This window comes from Actinoplanes teichomyceticus ATCC 31121, from assembly GCF_003711105.1.
GTDB classification, from domain to species: Bacteria; Actinomycetota; Actinomycetes; order Mycobacteriales; family Micromonosporaceae; genus Actinoplanes; species Actinoplanes teichomyceticus.
Window position 1 is genome coordinate 7981435 of the sequence record NZ_CP023865.1, and the last position, 16193, is coordinate 7997627.

The following is a 16193-nucleotide window of genomic DNA, read 5'->3' on the forward strand; positions in this document are numbered from 1 at the left end:
GAACCATCACGGAGGGTGACGTGACGCAGCTACCGCGGGACGGGCAGCCCGGCCATCCGGATCCGCCGCCGTCGCCCGATCCCGAACCACCGGCCCCACTCCCGCCCGGCGACCCGATCCCGGTCCCCGAGCCACCGCACGCCGTGCCGCCCGCCCCTCGCGGGCGGCACGCCCTTCCGGACCAGCCCACCCTCGCCGACCGGCCCGCGTTCCGGGACCACGCCGTCCCGACCGGCACGCCCGCGCTCCCGGACCGACCCGCCCTCACCGGCCGGCCCGCGTTCCCGGACCACGGCGCCCCCGCCGGCCGGCCCGCGCTCCCGGACCACGCCACCCTCGCCGACCGGCCCGCGCTCCCGGCCGAGCCGGCTCGCACCGATCCGTTCGCGCTGGCGGCGACCGCGGAACATCCGGTGATCGCCGACGAGCCGGCCGGGGAGCGTGCCGCGGCGCGCGAGCCCGGCCCGGCCGCGCCGGAGCCGCACGGCGGCTGGCACCAGCCGCCCCCGAACGGCCCCTGGCACGCCCGGCACGAGAAGCCCGGCGAGTGGCGGTACCCGCCACCCGAGCATCTGGCCTGGGAGCACTCCCCGCCCGCCGAGGTGCAGTCACCGGAGCCGGAACCGATCTGGGTGAGCCGGCCGGGCGGCGGCCCGGAACCGGCCATGCCGTCCCGCCGCCGGCACGGCCCCCGGCGCTCGTCGGTCTTCCTCTCCCTGGCCCTGGCCGCCACCCTGGCGCTGTGCGGCGGCGGGGCGGTCTCGGCCTACCTGCTGTTCCGCGACGCGGGCAACCCCGGCTCGCCGGACCCGACCACCGCGGTGAACCGTTTCCTCACCGCCGTCTACACCCAGAAGGACGCCCGCGCCGCCGAGGACCTGGTCTGCCGCAAGTCCCGCGACGAGAGCAAGCTGGCCCGGCGGGTGCAGCAGATCCGCAGCTACGCCGACGGGTACGAGGGTGCGGTGTTCCGCTGGGACGAGCCCGCGGTGACCCGCAACGCCGACGGCGAGGCCCAGGTCGGCGTACGCGTGGTGATGTCCACCGAGGACGAGAAGACCGCCGCGCAGGACCTGGAGTTCACCGTGGTGCGCAAGAGCGGCTGGCTGGTCTGCGAGGTCGCCGGCTGACCGCGCGCCGTAACGTGGAGGACATGGGCGAGCACCGCGGCAACTGGCCGGAGCGACTGCACATCGTCACCGGCAAGGGTGGCACCGGCAAGACCAGCGTGGCCGCCGCGCTGGCGCTCGGCCTGGCCACCGGCGGACGCCGCACGCTGCTGGTCGAGGTGGAGGGCCGGCAGGGTATCGCGCAGCTGTTCGGGCTGGAGCCGCTGCCGTACACGGAGCGCCGGATCGCCACGACCGCCGGGGGCGGCGAGGTCCGCGCCCTGCCGGTCGATCCGGAGGAGGCGCTCCTGGAGTACCTCGACATGTTCTACAAGCTCGGCGCCGCCGGCCGGGCACTGCGCAAGGTCGGCGCCATCGACTTCGCCACCACGATCGCCCCGGGGCTGCGCGACGTGCTGCTGACCGGCAAGGTCAAGGAGGCCACCACCCGCGCCGCGGACGGCCGCCGGGTCTACGACGCGGTGGTGCTGGACGCCCCGCCGACCGGCCGGATCGGCCGCTTCCTGAACGTCACCGCGGAGACCGCGCGGCTGGCCAAGATGGGCCCGATCAAGACCCAGAGCGACGGGGTGTCCTCGCTGCTGCGCTCGCCGATGACCGCCGTGCACGTGGTCACGCTGCTGGAGGAGATGCCGGTGCAGGAGACCCTGGACGCGGTCGAGGAGCTCACCGGCCTGGGCATCCCGGTCGGACGGCTGATCGTGAACGGCGCCCGGCCACCGCTGCTGACCGCCGGCAAGGTGACCAAGGCGGAGATCAAGCGGGGCCTGGTGGCGGCCGGACTGCCGGCCGCCCCGGCGATGGTCAGCCAGCTGGCCGCCCAGGCGCAGGCGCACCTGACCCGGCGGGAGCTGGAGGAGTCGCTCCGGCACGATCTGGCCGAACGGCATCGGCCGATGATCGAGCTGCCGCTGCTGCCGGACGGCGTCGACCGCGCCGCGCTGGACGTCCTCGCCGCCCGCTTGATGGCGGTCTGACCTGGTTTTCCGGCCGACCGGCCGGCACTGAGTGTTTGCTCACCTCGCGTCCGATCAAGACGCATTACCCTGGAGAAGTGGTTGATGTGACCGCTCCCCGGCTCGACGTCGACGCTCTGCTCGCCGACCCGGCCATCCGGATCGTGGTGTGTTGCGGCTCCGGCGGGGTCGGCAAGACCACCACCGCCGCGGCCCTCGGCCTGCGGGCCGCCGAGGTGCACGGCCGGCGCACGGTGGTGCTGACCATCGACCCGGCGCGCCGGCTGGCCCAGTCGATGGGCCTGACCGAGCTGGACAACACGCCCCGCCAGGTCAAGGGCATCGACGTCGCGAGATCCGGCGGCGAGCTGCACGCCATGATGCTCGACATGAAGCGCACCTTCGACGAGGTGGTCGAGCAGCACACCACGCCCAAGCGTGCCGCGGAGATCTTCGCGAACCCGTTCTACCAGGCCATGAGCTCCACCTTCGCCGGCACGCAGGAGTACATGGCGATGGAGAAGCTGGCCCAGTTGCGGGCCGGCGGGGAGTGGGACCTGATCGTGGTCGACACCCCGCCGTCCCGCTCCGCGCTGGATTTCCTGGACGCCCCGGCCCGGCTCTCCCGGTTCCTCGACGGCCGTATGCTGCGGCTGCTGCTGGCGCCCGCCCGCAGTGGCGGGCGGAGCATGTTCAGCCTGGTCACCGCGTCGTTCGGGCTGTTCTCCCGGACGGTGCAGAAGATTCTGGGCGCGCAGCTGCTGACCGACCTGTCGGGCTTCGTCGCGGCGCTGGACTCGATGTTCGGCGGCTTCCGGCAGCGCGCCGACCAGACGTACCGGATCCTGCAGGACCCGCAGACGGCGTTCCTGCTGGTCGCCGCGCCGGAGCGGGACGCGATCCGGGAGGCGGCCTACTTCGCCGAGCGGCTGGTCGCCGAGCGGATGCCGCTGGGCGGCCTGGTCCTCAACCGGATGCACCGGACGGAGCCGGGCGGGCTGCCGGCGGCGGCGGCCGAGGAGGCCGCGGACCGGCTGGCCGCCGCCGGCGAACTGCCCGGCGCGGCGGACGTGCTGCGCATCCACGCCGGTCTGCTGCGGCAGAGCGCGCGGGAACTGGAGGTCGCGGCCGGGTTCACCGAGGCGTTTCCGGGGGTGCCGACGACCGCGGTCGCGGCGCAGCCCGCCGACGTGCACGACGTCGACGGGCTGCGGACGATCGGCGCTCTACTCGCCTGATCAGCGGGTGGAGACCAGCACCTTGTCGGCGCCTTTCTCCTTCAGTGCGGCCTCGAACATCTTCCGCCAGCTCGCCACATGTGGGTGGCGGCGCAGCAGGGCACGTCGCTCCCGTTCCGTCATGCCTCCCCAGACGCCGAACTCGATCCGGTTGTCCAGGGCGTCGGCGAGGCATTCGTAGCGCACCGGGCAGCTGCGGCAGATCCTTTTCGCCACGTTCTGCTCGGCGCCCTGCACGAACAGCGCGTCAGGGTCGCCACTCTGACACGCCGCCATGCTGGGCCAGTCGCTGATCATCCCCATTGGTAAACGTCCCCCCTTGCTTTCACCCCCGTACGTCCAGCGCGGCGGCCCATGTCCCCCATTGCCGCGCAGACGTCGTGCGAGATGTCTCGCCGGACCATCATGCTCTGTAGTTGGGTGATTACGCAACGTTGTCCCTCAAATACGTATAGCCCGGTAGTTCCGGGCAAAGCGGCCCGCGTAGCGATGGCCGGATGGGGGTACGTTCGGTGCAGAAGGGAGAAATCGGCCCGCCGGGTCGGGTGACAGGTCACACTCGGAAACGGTGCGGCCCGCCTTCTCGACGGGCGGTCGCGTGCGCCGTTCGCGTATCCTGCGTCGGGTGACCTCCTGGATGCGCAGACGCGATCACAACATCTTCACGAACGCGACATCACTGCTTGTCTGTGGCCTGCTGGCCGGTGTGGTGGTGGCCGCGGCGGCGTTCCCCGCCGCCGCGATGTCCGGCCTCGCCGCCAAGGCCGGCGGTGAGGGTTTCGCCAATCTGCCCAGTGAGCTCAAGGACTTCAGCTCCCCGCAGATCACCCGGATCTACGCCGCGGACGGGCGGACCCAGATCTCGCAGTTCTACGACGAGTTCCGCAGCGACGTCCCGCTGAAGGACATCGCCAAGAGCATGCAGGACGCGATCATCGCCGCCGAGGACCGCAAGTTCTTCGACCACAACGGTGTCGACCTCAAGGGTGTCGCCCGGGCCTTCGTCGGCAACAGCCAGGGCGGCGCGCAACAGGGCGCCTCCACGCTGACCATGCAGTACGTGCGGATGTCGCTGGCCTACTCGGCGACCAACCCGCAGGAGGTGGTCGACGCGACGAAGGACACCCCGAAGCGCAAGATCACCGAGATGAAGTACGCGCTGCAGGTGGAGAAGCAGCTCAGCAAGGAGCAGATCCTCGAGCGCTACCTGAACATCGCGCCCTTCGGCAACCAGGCCTACGGCGTCTACGCCGCCAGCCAGGTCTACTTCAACAAGAAGCCGAAGGATCTGAGCATCGCCGAGGCGGCCATGCTCGCCGGCATGGTGAAGGCCCCGACCAGCTTCAACCCGACCAACAAGTCGGGCCACGAGCAGATCCTGGCCCGGCGCAACAACTACATCATCCCGGGCATGGTCACCATGGGCGCGATCACCCAGGCCGACGCCGACAAGGCGGTCAAGGTCCCGATCCCGACCAAGGTCAAGCCGATCGGCAACGGCTGCGTCTCGGTGGCCAAGAACAACTGGGGCTTCTTCTGCGACTACTTCTACCGCTGGTGGATGAGCCAGGAGGCGTTCGGCGCGACGACGTACGACCGTGAGCGGCGGCTCAAGAGCGGCGGCTACAAGGTGATCACCTCGCTGGACCTCAAGGGTCAGGCCGCGGCCCGCTCCCGGATCCTCGACCAGATCAAGGACGACAACCGCAACGCCCTGCTGCTGGCCGGCGTCGAGCCGGGCACCGGCAAGGTGCGGGTGCTCGCCGCCAACCGCAAGTACGCGCTGGACGACCCGGACCACCCCACCAACAAGATCTCCTCGGACCCGAAGAAGGCGAAGAAGAAGATCCGCGGGTCGTACCCGAAGACCACCAACCCGCTGCTGACCGGCGGTGGTGACATCAAGGGCTACCAGGCCGGCTCGGTGTTCAAGATGTTCACCATGGTCGCCGCGCTGGAGAAGGGCATCCCGCTCAGCTTCCCGATCAACATCAAGCCGACGTACCACTCGAAGTACAAGGCCGGCTACGGCACCCCGTCGTCCTGCCCCGGCTCGGACGACTGGTGCCCGAGCAACTCCAGCAAGAAGGAGGCCGGCGTCTTCAACATGTGGACCGGCTTCGGGGCCTCGGTGAACACCTACTTCGTGCCGCTGGAGGAGCGGGTCGGCGCGGAGAACGTGGTCGCCGTCGCCAAGCGGTTCGGCGTCCAGTTCCGCGAGAAGGAAGAGAACGACTGGGCCAACGACGAGAAGCGCGCGGCCGGCTGGGGCGCCTTCACCCTCGGTGTGACCGCCTCCACGCCGCTGGACATGGCCAACGCCTACGCGACGCTGGCCGGTGACGGCAAGTACTGCGAGCCGACCCCGGTCGAGCAGATCACCACCAAGGACGGCGAGAAGATCGACGTCGGCAAGCCGCACTGCATCCAGGCGACCACCAAGGACGTGGCGCGCGCGGCGCTGGACGCGACCCGCTGCCCGGTCGGTGACTCGGCCCAGCTCGGCAGCTGCGGCGGCCGCGCCACCGCCCGGCCCACCCGGGGCATCGTCGACCACCCGGTGTTCGGCAAGTCCGGCACCACCGACTCCAGCAAGACCGCGTCGCTGATCGCCGGCACCACGAAGCTGGTGATCGCCGGTTACCTGGTCAACCCGGACTGGCAGGACCACAACGACCAGATGCAGCACCCCCCGGTCAACGCGGCGGTCCAGTACACCCTCAAGGACTACATGAAGGGCAAGCCGAAGGTTCAGTTCAAGACCCCGTCGAACGACAAGATCTCGGTGGGCGACCTGCGCAGCGTCCCGGACGTGACCTGTGACTCGCTGCAGGCCGCCAAGGACCGGATCTCCGGCGCCGGGTTCGAACCGGAGATCGGCGGCACCGTCGAGTCGGACTGCCCGGCCGGCACCGCCGCCGGCACCGCGGAGGAGCGCACCATCAAGGGCGGCGCGGTGACGATCGAGGTCAGCGGCGGCCGCAAGGAGAAGGACCCGGCCGACCCGCAACCGGGCACCAGCTCGCCGGGCCGGCGACGGTAACCCAGGCACACACGAACGGGCGGGAGACGCGATCTCCCGCCCGTTTTCCGTACCCCGGCAATCGGGCCTCAGCCCAGCTGGCGCCGCACCTCGGCAGCCACCCGGCCGCCCTCCGCGCGTCCCGCGACCGCGGCCTGTGCCGCCTTCATCGCCGGGCCCATCTGCGCCTTGCCGGCGAATCCGCCGGCCGTGAGCGCCTGCCCGACGATCTCCGCGATCTCCGCGTCGGTCAGCTGCTTCGGCAGGTAGCGGTCGAGAACCTCGCCCTCGGCCGTCTCCTTCGCCGCCTGATCGGCGCGGCCCGCCCCGGCGAACGCGGTCGCCGCCTCCCGGCGCTTCTTCGCCTCCTTGGTCAGCACCGCCAGCACCTCGTCGTCGGAGAGCTCGCGGGCCTCGTCGCCGGCGACCTCGGCGGTCCGCACCGCGGCCAGGGCCATCCGCAGCGTCGAGGTGGTCAACTCGTCCCGGGACTTCATCGCGGCATGCAGGTCATCGTTCAGGCGGTCTTTCAGCGTTCCCATGGACGGAGAAACTACCCTTGCCGTCATGCGTAAGCGCTCCCTTATTTCCGCCGCCGCGGCACTGACCGCCGTCGGCGGCGCGACGTTCGCCTATGCCTCCCTCGTCGAGCGGAACATGTTCACGCTCCGGCGCTTCGACGTCCCGGTGCTGGAACCGGACGCGGAGCCGCTGCGCATCCTGCACCTGTCCGATCTGCACATGATGCCGGACCAGCGGCGCAAGCAGGAGTGGGTGGCCGCGCTGATCGGCACCGACCCGGACCTGGTCGTGGTCACCGGCGACAACATGGCCTCGCCGTACGCGATCCCCGGTGTGCTGCGCGCCCTCGATCCGCTGCTGGAGGTGCCCGGCGCGTTCGTCTTCGGCTCCAACGACTACCGCGGGCCGGTCTGGAAGAACCCCGCGCAGTACCTGCTGCCCGACCGGGAGTACGTGCAGGGCGTCGACCTGCCCACCGACGATCTGCGTGCCGCGCTGACCGAGGCGGGCTGGGCCGACCTGAACAACGCCCGCACCGTGATCAAGGCCGGCGGCCGCTCGATCGAGCTGGCCGGCGTGGACGACCCGCACGTCGAGCGGGACGACTACGCCGCGGTGGCCGGTCCGATCAGCGCCGGCGCCGACCTGCATCTCGGCGTGACGCACACGCCGGCCTCCCGGGTGCTGGACGCGATGGCCGCCGACGGCTTCCAGCTGCTGCTCGCCGGGCACACCCACGGCGGCCAGGTGTGCGTGCCCTTCTACGGCGCCCTGACCACCAACTGCGACCTGCCCACCCGGATGGCCAAGGGCCTGCACCGGTGGCCCGGCTCGGACTCGTTCCTGCACGTCTCGGCCGGATTGGGCACCCATCCGACCGCGCCCATCCGATTCGCCTGCCGCCCGGAAGCCTCGGTACTCACCCTGATCCCCCGCTGACCCGCCTCCGACCTGCGAAAACGCTGCGAGGGGGTCCCGGATTTCCGGGGTACGGCGGAGTCCGCTAGTATTCTTCTCGCAGCAACGGGGTGTGGCGCAGCTTGGTAGCGCGCTTCGTTCGGGACGAAGAGGCCGTGGGTTCAAATCCCGCCACCCCGACCACGTGGTTGCAGGTTAGGCCCGGTTTACCCGCTCAGGGAAGCCGGGCCTTTCGCTTTTCTCGGAATGTCTCGGGAGGGATCCCGCGGCGGTTGTAACGTTCCTCACGTTCCTGTGGCAAGCGGTCCAGGTCGGCGAGCCCGCGGCAGCGGTGCCGGAGACCACGTCGCCGATGCCGGGGCCGCAGCCGTTCCGGCGGGCACTGCTGCCGGGGACGCGGGTTGTGGGGCCCAAGGACGCCGGCACAACGACGACGGGCATCACGACGGCGCAGCGCCGGCACGCGCCGGCGTCAGGGCCGGCAGCGAGGCCCGGCAACCCCGGGGTGGGGGAAGCGCACCGCAGGCCACACAGAGCCGGCATCCCGCGGGCGGTGGACCCCACAGGCCCCGCCCCGGACGTGCGGGCTCTCCGGCCGCTTCACACTCGCGGCCGGACGCTCCCGGGTGGAGCCGCGCCAGCCGGACGTGCGCCGGCGCCGCGCGGGCCGAGGGCGCCCCTCACCGCGACGGAGGCCAGAGAAATCGCGACTCCCCGGTTGTCACCCCGACTCATCCCGATGGCCCCGCCACGCCGGGGGCGAGGCGGCGGCGCATGGTGGGTGGCATCGAGGCGCTCCGGGATTCGATCGGACCCGCGCCGCGGACCACCCGAGAAACACCCTGTGACAAAGGCTCCGCTGACATGGGACTCCACCGCGCGAGATCGGCGATCGGCATTTCGCTTCGATTGGTGGATCCGGCGGACTGCCGCGTTGCCGGAATCCGGCCGACGACCCCAGCGGGTTCGCAGACCGGCACGCCGGGCGAGCCGACGCGCCGCCTCCCGCCGCCGGGGGACGGGCTGGGAGTGCGGCGCGACCTCCACAGCCCACCCGGGCAGGGACACGCGGCTGGGCGCGAGCGCGCACTCCATGCACCGGCCGAGGGCCGCAACGGTTCAGCCGGCGGGCCCGTGACGGACACCGCCGGCATGCCTACCGGGTCGAGGCCGCGGCGGCGAGTTCCAGCTTGGCGCCGTCGGCGAGCTCCGATGAGTACTTCTTCAGCCACAGGTCCTGACGGATCTGCCACGCCTTGTGGATCGTCGCGTCCAGGCCTTCCGCGTCGCTGCAGTCCAGCGCCACCTTCGCGACCGCACGCTCGAAGGAAGTCGCCTCGGCCAGCGATTTCGCGTCGTACTTCGGCACCGTGACGGTTTGCGGTTTCTCATTCTCGAACGCCTGGATGCGGACCGTCCGAGTGCCGCTCTCGGTCACCTTCTTGCGAGACTCCAGCCAGGGCGCCATGGAGTCGTACGTCGCGTCGCCGACGTCGTACCCGTTGCTCGCCATGCATTTGCGCCACGTGCCGACCGCGGCGACGACTTTCGGGTCGCTCACGATCTGCTGATTCATGGCCCGGTACGACTGCTGCGCCTTGGGCGGCAGCTCGTTCATGGCGTACATGATCGGGTTGGATGCTTGGAGCGCCTTACCGGCGCAGCCACCAAGAGCATTCTTCGGTACGACGCCGCCCTCGGGATCCTTGCGCCACGAACCGAACATGGCGGTGTAGTAGGCGTCGCTTTCAGTGGTGCTGACCGCGGTCGGGTCGGCCACCGAGAACTCTTCGTCCTCGATTTCCTTGTCGGTGAAGACCGCGAATCCCCACTGCTGCGCGAAAGCGCGGTCGGGAAGCCCCTGCCGATCGTCATAACGCGGGAGCCGGGAAACCACGGGGTGCCGGACCGGAACGGTGAAGCCGGCCTCCGCCATGCATTGTGCACGTGCGTCCTGATACCGGGCCAGACGGCTCGCGTTCTCGGCCGGATCCTTGATGGTGAACAGGTTTTCCCTGATCACAGCCGCCTCGGCGGCGGTCAGGCCGGAATCCCGGTCGGCCAGACGATAGGCGATCACCGACACGACGGCCACCACGAGCAGACCTGCGGCGATGCTGACTACGGCACGTTTCATGGGAATGCGGTCCTGCGCTCCGTTCGAAAAAACCGCGGTGAGGGCGCGGACGCCCTCACCGCGGTCCGGCAATTCTCAGTTCTCGAAGTGCCACTTACCCCAGGTCGGGGTGGAGGAGTAACGCCACTGCAGCTTGTAGCTGGCGCCGTTGGCGGTCTGCGTCGTGAACTTGTGACGACCGTAGGTCTCGCCGGCGTAGGTGTACGCGCTGGTGGCGCTACCGTTCACGACGACGCGCGCCGTGATGTCGGACGGCTGGTAGAACTCACCGAACGAGCAACCGCCCGGGATCTGACCGTCGTAGGCCCAGAAGATGTCCTCAGCCTGCTTGGTGGTGCGGGTGGTGCCATTGAACCAGGTGCTACCCGCGTTGGTGGCGGTCGTGCTGCAGAAGTCCGCCTCACCGGCGAAGGCCGCCGTCGGCGCAACAGCACTGACAAGGGCACCGCTCACCACGAGCGAAGCCAGAGAAATCGCCATTCCCCGTTTGTTCATTGCATTTCCCTTCTGGCGCGGCTGGGGTTATCCCGGCAGCGCCCCATACTTGTCCGCCGGTTTCGACGGCGTCAATACGATAAAAATGTGACGCATCGCACACAGTGGATCGCTCGTCGCCCTGCGTAAGGCCATCGAGGCCGCGGCGGACCGGATGATTGCCTGGCCACACGGCGGAAGCCCGCAGTGTCCACATGAGCCCATCGAGCCGGCATGGTCACGCACCGTCCGTCCGAAGTTCACGGACGGGGCAGCGGCGGTGGCGCGGCGCTTGTAGCCTCGCCTCGTGGCTGAAACCGATCTCCTTGGGCGGAGGGCCTGGGCATCCCGTCGGCGGGAGCGACGCGTTGCCGGGGGACCGGTTGCGGCCGTGCCGGCTCGCCGCCACACGCGCTGGGCGCCGGGTGACCACTGCTGAGGGAAATGGGCCGCCGCAGACGACCGGGCGGCGGTGGAGAAGCGGCCCGGAAATCATGCCGGCGCGGCGGATGAGAATGACACGACGACGCGGACCGCGGTAGCTGCACGACGACGCAGAGCGCGGCGGCGACACAACAATGCGGGGCACCGTCACCCGACACCACAGAGCGGGCATCGCCGGATACAACAAAGCGGGCGCAGCCGCCCTACAACAAAGCGGAAAACGAGACCGACAAAACAAGGCGCGGAAATCGCAGACCGGCCGTGCGGTCACCCCGGCCCGCCGGTGCACGACACCGGCCCGGGCGGTGGCGGAGAGGGATGCGGCGCCGGACGCGGGGCGAGGGGCGCCGGTCGGCTCCGGAAGATTCGCGGTCAGACGGCGAACTGCGGGCGTACCGGGACGCCGGCCACCGGCGGTCCGACCGGGCGGGGCATCTGCTGCGGCACGCAGTACGGCCCGAGCATGGTCTCCACCACCGGCGCGATCGCCTGCCGCTCGCCCAGCTGCATGAGCCTCGTGGCCCGGGCCAGGGAGCCGGTCTCGCCGTCGCGGAAGCCCTCACGATATCCGCGCTCGTATCGCTCCCCGCGGCCGAAGGCCCGGCCGAGTGCGAAGCACGTCGATCCGGCCAGGGCGAGCAGAAACAGCATGGCGAAGGGTGTCACAGCGAGGTTCCTTCCGGGCACAGGCCGCTAATTAGGCGAAAACTACCCCAAACACGCATAGAATGTCGTATTGCAGAGATCAAGTACGCCAACGGGTGACGACCGGGGTGGTCGCACGCCGCCGAACCCGCGCCTGACAAGCTGGGACCTTGTGACTGACTCCATCGACCTGGCCCGCCAGGTGCGCTCCGTTAGCCGCCTGACCGGCGAATTCACGCTGCGTTCCGGCCGTATCGCCAACGAATACTTCGACAAGTACCAGTTCGAGGCCGACCCGGTGCTGCTCGACCAGCTGGCCGAGCGCCTCGCCGTACTGGTGCCGGAGGGCACCGAGGTGCTCGCCGGCCTGGAGATGGGTGGCATCGCCGTGGTCACCGCGCTGGCCCGGCACGCCAAGCTCCCCACCGCCTTCGTCCGCAAGGAGGCGAAGAAGTACGGCACCGCCCGGCTCGCCGAGGGCGCCGAGGTGGCCGGCCGCCGGGTGCTGGTCGTCGAGGACGTGGTGACCTCCGGCGGCCAGGTGGTGATCTCCACCGGCGAGCTGCGCAAGCTCGGCGCCCACGTGGACCACGCGCTCTGCGTCATCGACCGCCAGGAGGGCGGTGCCCAGGCGCTCGCCGCCGAGGGCATCACCCTGCGCGCCCTGCTGACCCGGGCCGATCTGGACGCCGCCGCGTCCTGACCCGCCGATCCGGGCGTGGCCCGCGGCTTCCGGTCGCGGGCCACGCCGGGTCACCGCCGGACCCCGCACCGTCCATCGCTCCTCGCGGACACCGAAGCCGGGCCGCGAATCCGGCCAGCGGGGGCCTCCGGCAGCGCGCTCAGGCCAGCGCGGCGCGCAGCACGTGGACCGCCCGCCCCAGCGTCTGCCGCAGCACCGCGATCTCCCCGGCCGACCAGACCGGCCGGTACTCGTCCAGGCCGAACAGGTACGGCGACCGGTGGGCCATCAGCTTGTCGTAGCACCGGTCGTGGCGGCGGGCCCGCTGGGCGAAACTCTGCCCGGTGGAGTACGCCGCGTCGATCCCCCAGTTCCACAGGTCCAGAGCGCTCGACAGGGGGACGGACAGGCGCTGCCCGCGTACCCACTCCTGGGCCGGACCCAGATCGGCCGCAACCGGGTCGGGCTCCTCGCCGGAGACGGCCGGATCGCCGGAGGCGATCGTCAGGACCGGGAACGCCGCCCGGCACTCGGCGGCCGAGCCGAAGGTGACCAGGCGGCCGCCGCGGGTCGCCACCACGTCCTCGCCGTTCTCGTCCTGACCCCACCACACCCACCGCTCGGCGCCGTCGAAGCGGAAGCCGCCCGGCGTGCCGAAGACCGGGCCGGTGTCCGGGCGCGGCCCGGCCGGACCGCGCGGGAGCGGGGTGGTCACCTGCCGAACTCGGCGGCGAGCAGCTCGGCGGTCTGCACGGTGTTCAGCGCGGCGCCCTTGCGCATGTTGTCGCCGGTGACGAAGAAGTCGAGGGCGCGCGGGTCGTCCATCGCCCGGCGGATGCGGCCGACCCAGGACGGATCGGTGCCCACCGCGTCGATCGGCATCGGGAACTCACCGGCCTCGGCGTCGTCGACCAGGATCACCCCGGGCGCGTTGCGCAGCACCTCGCGGGCGCCGTCCGCGGCCACCTCGGTGGCGAAGACCGCGTGCACCGCGACCGAGTGCCCGGTCACCACCGGCACCCGTACGCACGTGGCGGAGACCTTGAGGGCCGGCAGGCCCAGGATCTTGCGGCTCTCGTTGCGGAGTTTCAGTTCGTCGGCGGACCAGCCGAGCGGGCCCGGCTCACCGACCCAGGGCACCACGTTGAGCGCCAGCGGGGCCGGGAACGGGCCGAGGTCGTCGCCGACCGCCTGCCGCACGTTGCCCGGACGGGAGCCGAGCAGCCGGTCGCCGGCCACCTTGGTGAGCTGGTCGTAGAGCGTGTCCACGCCGGCCTGGCCGGCGCCGGAGGCGGCCTGGTAGGACGCCAGCACGAGCTCGCGCAGGCCGTACTCGTAGTGCAGCGGGGCGACCGCCATGATCATCGCGGCGACCGTGCAGTTGGCGCTGGCGACGATCCCGCGCGGGCGGTGCGCGATCACCTCGGGGTTGACCTCGGCGACCACCAGCGGGACGTCCGGCTCCATGCGGAACGCGGCGGAGTTGTCCACCACGACGACGCCCCGGGACGCCGCGATCGGGGCCCAGCGCGCCGCGACGTCGTCGGGCACGTCGAACATCGCGACGTCCACGCCGTCGAACGCCTCGGCGGTCAGCGGGAGCACCCGCAGCGTCACCCCGCGGCAGGTGAGCGACTTGCCCGCGGACCGGGCCGAGGCGATCAGCCGGATCTCGCCCCAGACGTCACGCCGGGACGAGAGCAGGTCGAGCATGACGGCCCCGACGGAACCGGTGGCTCCGACGACGGCGAGCGTGGGCCGCGCCATCGCCGGGCTTACCGGCCGGTACCGCCGTAGACGACGGCTTCCTCGTTGCCGCCGAGCTCGAACTGGTCGTGCACGGCGCGGACCGCGGTGTCGAGGTCGGTGTCACGGCAGACGACCGAGACCCGGATCTCCGACGTGGAGATCATCTCGATGTTCACGCCGGCCTCACCGATGCACGCGAAGAACGACGCGGCGACACCCGGGTGCGAACGCATACCGGCGCCGATCAGCGAGACCTTGCCGACGTGGTCGTCGAAGAGCAGGCTCTTGAACTTGATCTGCTCCTTGATCTTGTCGAGCGCCGCCATCGCGCTCGGCCCGTCCGACTTCGGCAGGGTGAAGGAGATGTCGGTGCGGCCGGTGCCCTCGGTCGACACGTTCTGCACGATCATGTCGATGTTGATCTCGGCCTGCGCGACGGTCTCGAAGATCCGGCCGGCCGCGCCCGGCTCGTCCGGCACGCCGACGATCGTGATCTTGGCCTCGCTGCGGTCGTGCGCGACCCCGGTGATCAGTGCTTGCTCCACGTCAGGGTCCTCCATCGATCCGGTGACGAGCGTGCCTTCTTTGTTCGAGTACGAAGAGCGTACGTGGATCGGCACCTTGAAGCGGCGCGCGTACTCCACGCATCGCAACATCAGCACCTTCGCCCCGCCGGCGGCCAGCTCGAGCATCTCCTCGTAGGTGATCTTCTTGATGTGCTGCGCGTCCGGGACGATCCGCGGGTCGGCGGTGAACACGCCGTCCACGTCGGTGTAGATCTCGCAGACGTCGGCGTGCAGGGCCGCGGCGAGCGCCACCGCGGTGGTGTCCGAGCCGCCGCGGCCGAGCGTGGTGATGTCCTTGGTGTCCTGCGACACGCCCTGGAAGCCGGCGACGATGGCGATGGCGCCCTCGTCCAGCGCGGTCCGCAGGCGGCCGGGGGTGACGTCGATGATCCGGGCCTTGCCGTGCACCGAGGTGGTCAGCACGCCGGCCTGCGAGCCGGTGTACGACCGGGCCTCGTAACCCAGGTTGTGGATCGCCATGGCGAGCAACGCCATCGAGATCCGCTCCCCGGCGGTCAGCAGCATGTCCAGCTCGCGGCCGGGCGGCAGCGGGCTGACCTGGTTGGCCAGGTCGAGCAGCTCATCCGTGGTGTCCCCCATCGCGGAGACGACCACGACGACGTCGTCGCCGGCCTTGCGGGCGGCCACGATGCGCTCGGCCACACGCTTGATGCGCTCGGCGTTCGCTACCGACGAACCACCGTACTTCTGCACCACAAGAGCCACGGCGAACCATTCCTTCGGTCACACGGAACAACGACGCCGGTCAGGGCGGTCGCCACCACCCTAGCCGCGCCGATGCGCGGGCTCGACAGGCGATCCCAGAATCCGGCCGCCACGGCGCGACACGCCGGGCGGCCCGGACCGGCGTGTCGCGCGGATCGGGTGGGATGGGGCGAGAATGTCGCGGTGCGCCTTCCTTCCGGATCCGGACGCGGCCCGGCCGCGCTGACCGCCACCGTGCTGGCCCTCGGCCTGGCCGGGTGCGGCGGCGACGGCACGCCGCCGCGGGCCCCGGGCACCTCGGCGCCGGCGACCGCCGCCGGCAGCCCGGACGCCCGCGACGAGCTGGCCGGGATGGCCGCGCTCGCCCTGGACCGGCGCTACGCCGCGCTGTACTCCTTCACCGGCGCTGACGGGGTCGCGCGCAACGTGGTCGCCACCGTGGCCAACGACGGCAGCTGGCGCGTGGACATCGCCGGCGGCGCGCTCGGCGGCACGGCGGACGTCTCGATCGTGCGCAACATGAACGGTGTCTACCAGTGTTCGCTGTCGATGACCGGCGCCCCGGTGACGACCGGGTGCGTGCACGTGGCGACCAAGGGTGAAAAGGTGCCGCGCCGCTACGACCCGCAGGTGCAGCGGCTGTTCCGGCAGTGGCTACCGGTCTTCACCGATCGCGACGCCGCGCTGTCGGTCGCCGCGGTGCAGCCGCTGGACGGCGCGCAGGGCGGCTCGTGCTACTCGGTCGACTCGATCATGGCTTCGATGGACGCGCCGGTCGACGTCGGCGTCTACTGCTACTCCGCGGACGGCCTGCTGACCGCCGCCCGGGTCGGCTTCGGCGTGCTCAAGCTGGTCCGGCAGGTCGCCGCGCCGGCCACCGTGCAGTTCCCCGGGCCGGAGGTCGGCGGCGAGGCGATGGGCATGAGCGCGGCCGCACCGTCGACCGCCGCGTCGGCCGCGGCCGGATAACCGGCGTTCCCACGA

At 71.1% G+C, this 16193-nt stretch carries 15 protein-coding genes and 1 tRNA gene; 8 read left to right on the forward strand and 8 right to left on the reverse strand.

Annotation, left to right across the window (positions count from 1 at the left end; translation table 11 throughout):
* The first annotated feature begins 20 nt into the window (after positions 1–20).
* The 3 genes from ACTEI_RS37605 (at position 21) to bagB (ending at position 3324) form a co-directional block, all read left to right on the forward strand.
* Positions 21–1130 carry an Rv0361 family membrane protein gene (locus tag ACTEI_RS37605; protein WP_145830769.1) on the forward strand — a complete coding sequence of 370 codons (1110 nt, stop codon included), beginning with the start codon at positions 21–23 and terminating at the stop codon, positions 1128–1130.
* Between the two features lie 23 nt (positions 1131–1153).
* On the forward strand, positions 1154–2107 hold the full coding sequence (gene bagA, locus ACTEI_RS35200) for an ATPase BagA (protein WP_122981581.1): 954 nt from the start codon (positions 1154–1156) through the stop codon (positions 2105–2107).
* Between the two features lie 77 nt (positions 2108–2184).
* Positions 2185–3324 (forward strand): ArsA family ATPase, encoded by a 1140-nt coding sequence (bagB, locus tag ACTEI_RS35205; protein ID WP_372443207.1) that lies wholly within the window; start codon positions 2185–2187, stop codon positions 3322–3324.
* On the opposite strand, the gene ACTEI_RS35210 is transcribed toward bagB, so the two are convergent.
* Positions 3325–3627 carry a WhiB family transcriptional regulator gene (locus ACTEI_RS35210; protein ID WP_014695048.1) on the reverse strand — a complete coding sequence of 101 codons (303 nt, stop codon included), beginning with the start codon at positions 3625–3627 and terminating at the stop codon, positions 3325–3327.
* 334 nt (positions 3628–3961) lie between these two features.
* On the opposite strand from ACTEI_RS35210, the gene ACTEI_RS35215 reads away from it, so the two are divergent.
* Positions 3962–6367, forward strand: coding sequence for a transglycosylase domain-containing protein (locus tag ACTEI_RS35215; protein ID WP_122982616.1), 2406 nt, complete (start codon positions 3962–3964; stop codon positions 6365–6367).
* Positions 6368–6435: 68 nt separating this feature from the next.
* Here the strand turns inward: ACTEI_RS35215 and ACTEI_RS35220 are convergent, their stop codons facing one another.
* Positions 6436–6888, reverse strand: a complete 453-nt coding sequence (locus ACTEI_RS35220) for a GatB/YqeY domain-containing protein (protein WP_122981583.1) — start codon at positions 6886–6888, stop codon at positions 6436–6438.
* Between the two features lie 25 nt (positions 6889–6913).
* Here ACTEI_RS35220 and ACTEI_RS35225 point away from each other — a divergent pair, with 25 nt between their 5' ends.
* Together ACTEI_RS35225 and ACTEI_RS35230 are read left to right on the forward strand one after the other, a co-directional pair.
* Entirely contained in the window at positions 6914–7807 is an 894-nt protein-coding gene (locus ACTEI_RS35225; protein WP_122981584.1) for a metallophosphoesterase, read from the forward strand.
* 85 nt (positions 7808–7892) lie between these two features.
* Positions 7893–7969: transfer RNA gene (locus ACTEI_RS35230), tRNA-Pro, on the forward strand.
* 973 nt (positions 7970–8942) lie between these two features.
* Here the strand turns inward: ACTEI_RS35230 and ACTEI_RS35235 are convergent.
* From ACTEI_RS35235 to ACTEI_RS35245, 3 genes are all read right to left on the reverse strand, one after another.
* Positions 8943–9923 (reverse strand): hypothetical protein, encoded by a 981-nt coding sequence (locus ACTEI_RS35235; RefSeq protein ID WP_122981585.1) that lies wholly within the window; start codon positions 9921–9923, stop codon positions 8943–8945.
* Positions 9924–9998: 75 nt separating this feature from the next.
* Complete coding sequence (locus ACTEI_RS35240; RefSeq protein WP_145830770.1) at positions 9999–10418, reverse strand: hypothetical protein; 420 nt, start codon at positions 10416–10418, stop codon at positions 9999–10001.
* A 795-nt stretch (positions 10419–11213) separates the two neighbouring features.
* Positions 11214–11507, reverse strand: coding sequence for a hypothetical protein (locus tag ACTEI_RS35245; RefSeq protein WP_122981587.1), 294 nt, complete (start codon positions 11505–11507; stop codon positions 11214–11216).
* A gap of 151 nt (positions 11508–11658) precedes the next feature.
* Between ACTEI_RS35245 and pyrE the strand changes: the two genes are divergently transcribed.
* Positions 11659–12189 carry an orotate phosphoribosyltransferase gene (gene pyrE / locus ACTEI_RS35250; RefSeq protein WP_122981588.1) on the forward strand — a complete coding sequence of 177 codons (531 nt, stop codon included), beginning with the start codon at positions 11659–11661 and terminating at the stop codon, positions 12187–12189.
* 139 nt (positions 12190–12328) lie between these two features.
* Here the strand turns inward: pyrE and ACTEI_RS35255 are convergent, their stop codons facing one another.
* Genes ACTEI_RS35255 through ACTEI_RS35265 form a run of 3 tightly spaced genes read right to left on the reverse strand, consistent with a single transcriptional unit; the run spans position 12329 to position 15209 of the window.
* Positions 12329–12883, reverse strand: a complete 555-nt coding sequence (locus ACTEI_RS35255) for a hypothetical protein (RefSeq protein ID WP_122981589.1) — start codon at positions 12881–12883, stop codon at positions 12329–12331.
* Positions 12880–13935, reverse strand: coding sequence for an aspartate-semialdehyde dehydrogenase (locus ACTEI_RS35260; RefSeq protein ID WP_122981590.1), 1056 nt, complete (start codon positions 13933–13935; stop codon positions 12880–12882). Before ACTEI_RS35260 ends, ACTEI_RS35255 begins: the two co-directional genes overlap by 4 nt.
* 8 nt (positions 13936–13943) lie before the next feature.
* Positions 13944–15209, reverse strand: a complete 1266-nt coding sequence (locus tag ACTEI_RS35265) for an aspartate kinase (RefSeq protein ID WP_122981591.1) — start codon at positions 15207–15209, stop codon at positions 13944–13946.
* Positions 15210–15392: 183 nt separating this feature from the next.
* Between ACTEI_RS35265 and ACTEI_RS35270 the strand changes: the two genes are divergently transcribed.
* Positions 15393–16178, forward strand: coding sequence for a hypothetical protein (locus ACTEI_RS35270; protein WP_122982617.1), 786 nt, complete (start codon positions 15393–15395; stop codon positions 16176–16178).
* Positions 16179–16193 lie beyond the last annotated feature (15 nt).